Source organism: Pantoea folii (assembly GCF_056678875.1).
The window spans coordinates 190623-197091 of the sequence record NZ_JBWXON010000009.1 but is presented as its reverse complement, the minus strand read 5'-3'; the positions used below and the strand labels follow the sequence as shown (position 1 = coordinate 197091).

The 6469-nt window shown below is 52.0% G+C and carries 8 protein-coding genes; 7 read left to right on the top strand and 1 reads right to left on the bottom strand.

The genetic code is table 11. The features are described 5' to 3' along the window. A partial coding sequence (locus AC1MDE_RS12840) for a hypothetical protein (protein WP_211729111.1) occupies positions 1 to 185 on the top strand: 185 nt, incomplete at its 5' end. Here AC1MDE_RS12840 and gmhB read toward each other — a convergent pair. Continuing rightward, positions 153 to 713 carry a D-glycero-beta-D-manno-heptose 1,7-bisphosphate 7-phosphatase gene (gene gmhB, locus AC1MDE_RS12835; RefSeq protein ID WP_058962050.1) on the bottom strand — a complete coding sequence of 187 codons (561 nt, stop codon included), beginning with the start codon at positions 711 to 713 and terminating at the stop codon, positions 153 to 155. The two genes, AC1MDE_RS12840 and gmhB, sit on opposite strands and share 33 nt — an antisense overlap. 188 nt (positions 714 to 901) lie before the next feature. Here gmhB and metN point away from each other — a divergent pair, with 188 nt between their 5' ends. From metN to proS, 6 genes are all read left to right on the top strand, one after another. Then, positions 902 to 1933: a methionine ABC transporter ATP-binding protein MetN gene (metN, locus tag AC1MDE_RS12830; protein WP_058962051.1), complete on the top strand. Its 1032-nt coding sequence runs from the start codon at positions 902 to 904 to the stop codon at positions 1931 to 1933. Continuing rightward, positions 1926 to 2579 (top strand): methionine ABC transporter permease MetI, encoded by a 654-nt coding sequence (locus tag AC1MDE_RS12825; protein WP_479401138.1) that lies wholly within the window; start codon positions 1926 to 1928, stop codon positions 2577 to 2579. Before metN ends, AC1MDE_RS12825 begins: the two co-directional genes overlap by 8 nt. Before the next feature lie 37 nt (positions 2580 to 2616). Continuing rightward, positions 2617 to 3432 (top strand): MetQ/NlpA family lipoprotein, encoded by an 816-nt coding sequence (locus AC1MDE_RS12820; protein WP_034829430.1) that lies wholly within the window; start codon positions 2617 to 2619, stop codon positions 3430 to 3432. Between the two features lie 115 nt (positions 3433 to 3547). Next, positions 3548 to 3949: an Rcs stress response system protein RcsF gene (rcsF, locus tag AC1MDE_RS12815; protein WP_058962053.1), complete on the top strand. Its 402-nt coding sequence runs from the start codon at positions 3548 to 3550 to the stop codon at positions 3947 to 3949. Next, positions 3946 to 4650, top strand: coding sequence for a tRNA (N6-threonylcarbamoyladenosine(37)-N6)-methyltransferase TrmO (gene tsaA / locus AC1MDE_RS12810; RefSeq protein ID WP_480344588.1), 705 nt, complete (start codon positions 3946 to 3948; stop codon positions 4648 to 4650). Before rcsF ends, tsaA begins: the two co-directional genes overlap by 4 nt. A gap of 90 nt (positions 4651 to 4740) precedes the next feature. Then, positions 4741 to 6459: a proline--tRNA ligase gene (gene proS / locus AC1MDE_RS12805; protein ID WP_097118395.1), complete on the top strand. Its 1719-nt coding sequence runs from the start codon at positions 4741 to 4743 to the stop codon at positions 6457 to 6459. Positions 6460 to 6469: the final 10 nt, after the last annotated feature.

The following is a 6469-nucleotide window of genomic DNA, read 5'->3' as shown; positions in this document are numbered from 1 at the left end:
GGCGGGATGAATTTCTTCACTCCCTGCTGAGCCGTCTGCGTTGCCGCTTTGCCGTCTCAGTGGTGGCGCATTATAGGCAGGTTCTGAGGAAGCGCAAGGGCAATTTTCAAGTTTTTATTCGTTCGCTTGAAAATTGCACAAAACCGCCTAAATCAGCCCTTTTTAATGCGTCCAGGCAGCTCTGACAGGCTGTTAAGCACCCAATCTGCTGCATTTTCGCCTTCAGCGGTGACCGGCTTACCAGTACGCACCAACACTTTCGTGCCCACACCTGCTGCTGCTGCTGCCTGCATATCTTCTATTTTGTCACCTACCATATAAGAAGCAGTCATATCGATGTTCAGATGCTTCTGCGCAGAGAGCAGCATACCCGGCTGCGGCTTACGGCAATCACATACCTGGCGATACTCTTCTACAGTTGCATCTGGCAGATGAGGACAGAAATAGATGCCATCAAGATCGACATCACGATCCGCCAGCGACCAATCCATCCATTCGGTAAGCTGCATAAACTGGTCTTCGGTAAACATGCCGCGCGCAATACCGGACTGATTAGTCACCAGTACCAGCGCGAAGCCCATCTTCTTTAGCGCCTGTAACGCTTCAATGGTGCCATCGATGAATTCAAAATTATCGATTTCGTGAACATAACCATGATCGACATTCAGGGTGCCATCACGATCCAGGAAAATAGCGGGGACTTTGTTCGACACGTAGAAACTCCTGCTGCAAATAATGCCGCACAGTATCGCATGATTGCATATATAGAGAGAACGGCAGATTGAATGACTTCGATTGATTTAGCCGTCTGGATGCCTTAACATCCATCCAAATTTCACGCAGCACAATCGCGTGAAACCCGATACACCACGGACAACGCAACACGATAACTATTAAACTAATGATTAAACTCGAAAACATTACCAAAGTGTTCCAGCAAGGTTCACGCACCATTCAGGCGCTTTCCAACGTCAGCCTGCACGTGCCTGCTGGACAGATTTATGGCGTCATCGGTGCTTCCGGTGCCGGTAAAAGTACGCTGATCCGCTGCGTTAACTTGCTTGAGCGTCCAACATCAGGACGCGTTCTGGTTGATGGTCAGGATTTGACTGCCCTGTCCTCCTCAAAACTGACGCTGGCACGCCGTCAGATTGGCATGATTTTCCAGCACTTCAATCTAATGAACTCACGTACCGTAGCCGGTAACGTTGCGCTGCCGCTCGAATTGGGCAACCTGTCTCGTGAGCAGATCAAAAACCGCGTAACGGAACTGCTGGAGTTAGTTGGACTGGCGGACAAGCACGACAGCTGGCCTGCGAATCTTTCGGGTGGACAAAAACAGCGTGTGGCGATTGCGCGTGCGCTGGCCACGAATCCAAAAGTTTTGCTGTGCGACGAAGCCACCAGCGCCCTCGACCCAGCAACCACGCGTTCCATCTTAGAGTTACTGAAAGACATCAACCGCCGTCTGGGGATCACTATTCTGCTGATCACTCATGAGATGGATGTGGTGAAACGCATCTGCGATCAGGTTGCCGTCATCAGCAATGGTGAACTGATCGAGAAAGACAGCGTCAGTGAAGTGTTCTCACATCCTAAAACGCCACTGGCTCAGCAGTTTATTCAATCGACGCTGCATCTGGATATCCCGGACGATTACCAGCAACGTATGCAGCCGCAAGCTTCGGCTGAAAGCGTCCCGCTGTTGCGTCTGGAGTTCACCGGCAAATCAGTAGATGCGCCGCTGCTGTCAGAAGCTGCTCGTCGCTTCAATGTGAATAACAACATCATCAGTGCCCAGATGGATTATGCCGGCGGCGTGAAGTTCGGCATCATGCTGGCCGAGATGGATGGCAGTGAAACAGACACACAGGCAGCGATTGCCTGGCTGAAAGAAAATCATGTGAAAGTAGAGGTACTGGGTTATGTCTGAAGCGATGCTGTGGTTACTGACGCGTGGCGTCTGGGAAACGCTGATGATGACCTTCGTCTCTGGTTTCTTTGGTTTTGTACTCGGCCTGCCCGTCGGCGTGCTGCTGTATGTCACTCGCCCAGGACAGATTCTGGCCAATGGCACGCTCTATCGCGTGCTCTCTGCGGTGGTGAATATCTTCCGCTCAATTCCCTTCATTATATTGCTGGTGTGGATGATTCCTTTCACGCGCATGATTGTCGGCACTTCCATTGGTTTGCAGGCTGCAATCGTGCCACTGACAGTTGGCGCCGCACCTTTCATTGCGCGTATGGTCGAGAATGCGCTGTTAGAGTTGCCAACCGGTTTAATCGAAGCCTCACGCGCGATGGGCGCGACTCCCCTGCAGATCGTACGTAAAGTGCTGCTGCCAGAAGCCCTGCCGGGTCTGGTGAATGCCGCTACAATTACTCTGATTACGCTGGTCGGCTATTCCGCCATGGGTGGCGCGGTCGGCGCAGGTGGCTTGGGTCAGATTGGCTATCAGTATGGTTACATTGGCTATAACGCCACAGTGATGAATACCGTTCTGATTCTGCTGGTTATTATGGTGTATCTCATTCAATTCTGTGGCGACCGCATTGTCCGTGCTGTGTCACATAAATAAGTAAACAACATCAATAGTCCTCTATTAAGGAAGGGATATGTCTTTCACATTTAAAAAGATTGCCGCTGTGGGTGCTCTGATTGGCGCAATTGCGCTGGCAGGATGCGATCAGAAAGCTAAAGATCCAAACCACATCAAAGTGGGTGTGATTGTCGGTGCTGAGCAGCAGGTTGCTGAAACCGCAGTGAAGGTCGCTAAAGAGAAATACGGTCTGGATGTTGAGCTGGTGACCTTTAACGATTACGTGCTGCCGAACGAAGCATTAAGCAAAGGCGATATCGATGTTAACGCCTTCCAGCATAAGCCTTATCTGGATCAGCAGATCAAAGACCGTGGCTATAAGCTTGTGCCAGTGGGTAACACCTTCGTTTATCCGATTGCTGGCTATTCAAAGAAAATCAAATCACTGGATGAACTGCAAAACGGTGCACAGGTTGCGATTCCTAACGATCCAACCAACCTTGGTCGTTCACTGCTGCTGCTGCAGAAAGTCGGCCTGATCAAACTGAAAGATGGCGTGGGCCTGCTGCCAACCTCTCTGGATATCGTTGAGAACCCTAAAAACCTGAAGATTGTTGAGCTGGAAGCACCACAGCTTCCACGTTCACTGGACGATCAGCAGATTGCGCTGGCGGTGATCAACACCACTTACGCCAGCCAGATTGGTCTGACCCCAGCGAAAGATGGCATCTTTGTTGAAGATAAAGATTCTCCTTACGTGAACCTGATCGTCAGCCGTGAAGATAATAAAGATGCGGAAAACGTGAAGAAATTTGTTCAGGCATATCAGTCTGATGAAGTTTCTGAAGCCGCGAACAAAATCTTCAACGGTGGTGCAGTTAAAGGCTGGTAATTTTCGCCTTTGATGCCATCCAGGGCGGCTTCGGCCGCCCTTTCTTTTTGCTGACTTGTTATTTAATCCCGTCCTTGTTTCAATAACGCCACTTTTTACTACTGAGGATGTTGCCATGCGTTTTTTACCGCTCTGCTTGTTAGCATTGATGCTAACCGGGTGTGTCCGTGAATATCACCCAATAAGCAGTGCTCCCGCCCGCCCGCAACCATCATCCAGCGAACCAGAACGCAAGCCTGCTCCACGTCCTGCACCGGTAAAAATTTATACCGATGCCACCGATCTGGTCAGTAATCCGTTCCGCGATCTGGGCGAAGTCTCTGCCGATGATTGCCAAAGCAGCAGCCAGGATTCGCCACCGAATATCAATACCGCGCGTAAGCGTCTGCAGATTAAAGCAGCCGGGATGAAAGCAAACGCGATATTGCTGCATAAATGCGAAATCGTCACCAGCACGCCGGGCTGTTATCGTCAGGCGATTTGCCAGGGCTCAGCACTGAAAGTTTCCAATCAATGAGTAATTTTGCCTTTGCGCAAATCGGCGTCATTCGTTCGCCGTGGAAAGAAAAATTTGCCGTACCGCGCCAGCCTGGGCTAGTTCAGGATGGCGGCGGCGAGCTGCATCTCCTGCCGCCTTATAATCAGCCAGAAGCGGTGCGCGGGCTTGAAGCCTTCAGCCATCTTTGGGTGCTGTTTGTTTTCCATCAGACCATGGAAGGCGGTTGGCGCCCAACCGTACGCCCTCCTCGCTTAGGCGGCAACGCACGCATGGGAGTCTTCGCCACCCGATCCACCTTTCGCCCTAACCCCATCGGCATGTCGCTGGTCGAATTGAAAGGCATTCGATGTGAAAAGCAGCAGGTGATTCTTCAGCTCGGTAGTCTGGATTTAGTCGATGGCACACCGGTAGTCGATATCAAACCCTATCTGCCGTTTGCTGAAGCCCTGCCCGATGCCCGCGCCGGCTTCGCGCAGAGCGCACCGGATGCCACCATGCCCGTGCGTTTCTCTGCTCTGGCGCAGAACCAAATCCAGCAGCAGAACAACTATCCCCATCTGGCACGTTTTATCGCTGACGTTTTAGCGCAGGATCCCCGCCCCGCTTACCGTAAAGGTGAAGCGGAAGATCGTGAGTATGCTGCCTGGCTACTCGACTTTAACGTGCGCTGGCGTATCGATGAGATCGGCACAGAAGTGATCGCTCTCGATCCACGCTAAAACAAGCTTTTGAGTGAATGATCTCGCTGGTACACTAGCCGCCAGAAAATTTTTTGTCCGTGTCCTTCCGTACAACTGGAATCGTAATCAATGCGTACTACTCAATATCTGCTCTCTACTCTGAAAGAGACGCCATCCGATGCGGAAGTGATCAGCCACCAGCTGATGCTGCGCGCCGGTATGATCCGTAAACTGGCTTCTGGTCTTTATACCTGGCTGCCGACCGGTGTTCGCGTGCTGCGAAAAGTTGAAAACATCGTACGCGAAGAGATGAACAACGCGGGTGCGATTGAGATCTCCATGCCGGTGGTTCAGCCTGCCGATTTATGGGAAGAGAGCGGCCGTTGGGAGCAGTACGGCCCAGAACTGCTGCGCATTAAAGATCGCCACGAGCGTCCATTCGTGTTAGGTCCAACTCACGAAGAAGTGGTCACCGATTTGATCCGCAACGAGCTGAGCTCGTACAAGCAACTGCCGCTGAATCTGTATCAAATCCAAACCAAATTCCGTGACGAAGTGCGCCCTCGTTTTGGTGTGATGCGCTCACGTGAGTTCATCATGAAAGATGCATACTCCTTCCACACCTCACAGGAATCCTTACAGGAAACCTATGATGCAATGTATCGCGCTTACAGCCAGAGCTTCAGCCGTATGGGGCTGGATTTCCGTGCGGTGCAAGCGGATACCGGTTCGATTGGCGGTAGCGGCTCTCACGAATTCCAGGTGCTGGCGCAGAGCGGTGAAGATGATGTGATCTTCTCCAGCGAATCCGATTACGCCGCTAACATCGAAAAAGCCGAAGCACTGGCGCCAGCAGGCGAACGTCCGGCAGCGACTCAGGCGATGACGCAGTTCGCGACGCCAAATGCCAAAACCATTGCTGAGCTGGTCGAGCAACATCAGATCCCGGTAGAAAAAACCGTGAAAACGCTGATTGTGAAAGGTGCGGAAGAGAGCGGCCATGCGCTGGTTGCCTTGTTGGTTCGCGGCGATCATGAACTCAACGAAATCAAAGCCGAGCATCTGGATATCGTTGCCTCTCCGCTGGAGATGGGCAGTGAAGAAGCGATTCGCGCCGCCGTTGGCGCAGGTTTTGGTTCTATCGGGCCGGTTGGTCTAAGCATGCCTGTGATTGCTGACCGCACCGTTGCCAAGATGAGCGATTTCTCTGCAGGCGCCAACATTGATGGTCAGCACTTTGCCGGCATCAATTGGCTGCGCGATCTGCCAGAAGCGCGCGTAGAAGATATCCGTAACGTGGTTGAAGGCGATCCAAGCCCGGATGGCAAAGGCACGCTGCAAATCAAACGTGGTATCGAAGTCGGTCACATCTTCCAGCTGGGTACCAAGTACTCTGACGCAATGAAAGCGGCAGTACAGGGTGAAGAGGGCCGCAACCAGATCATGACCATGGGTTGCTACGGCATTGGTATCACCCGTGTTGTCGCCGCGGCCATTGAGCAGAACCATGACGAACGCGGTATCATCTGGCCAGCCGCGCTGGCACCGTTCGAAGTGGCGATTTTGCCAATGAACATGCAGAAATCTTTCCGTGTGAAAGAGTTGGCTGAAGAGCTTTACAGCCAGCTGCGTGCCAAAGGCATTGATGTGATTCTGGATGACCGCAAAGAGCGCCCAGGCGTGATGTTCGCTGATATGGAACTGATTGGCGTGCCACATACTATCGTCATCGGTGACCGTAACCTCGATAACGAAGAGATCGAGTACAAGTCGCGTTCATCCAGCGAGAAGCAAATGATCAAACAGCACGATATTGTCGAGTTCCTGGCAAAAGCGCTGAACAAGTAAGACTAAAACG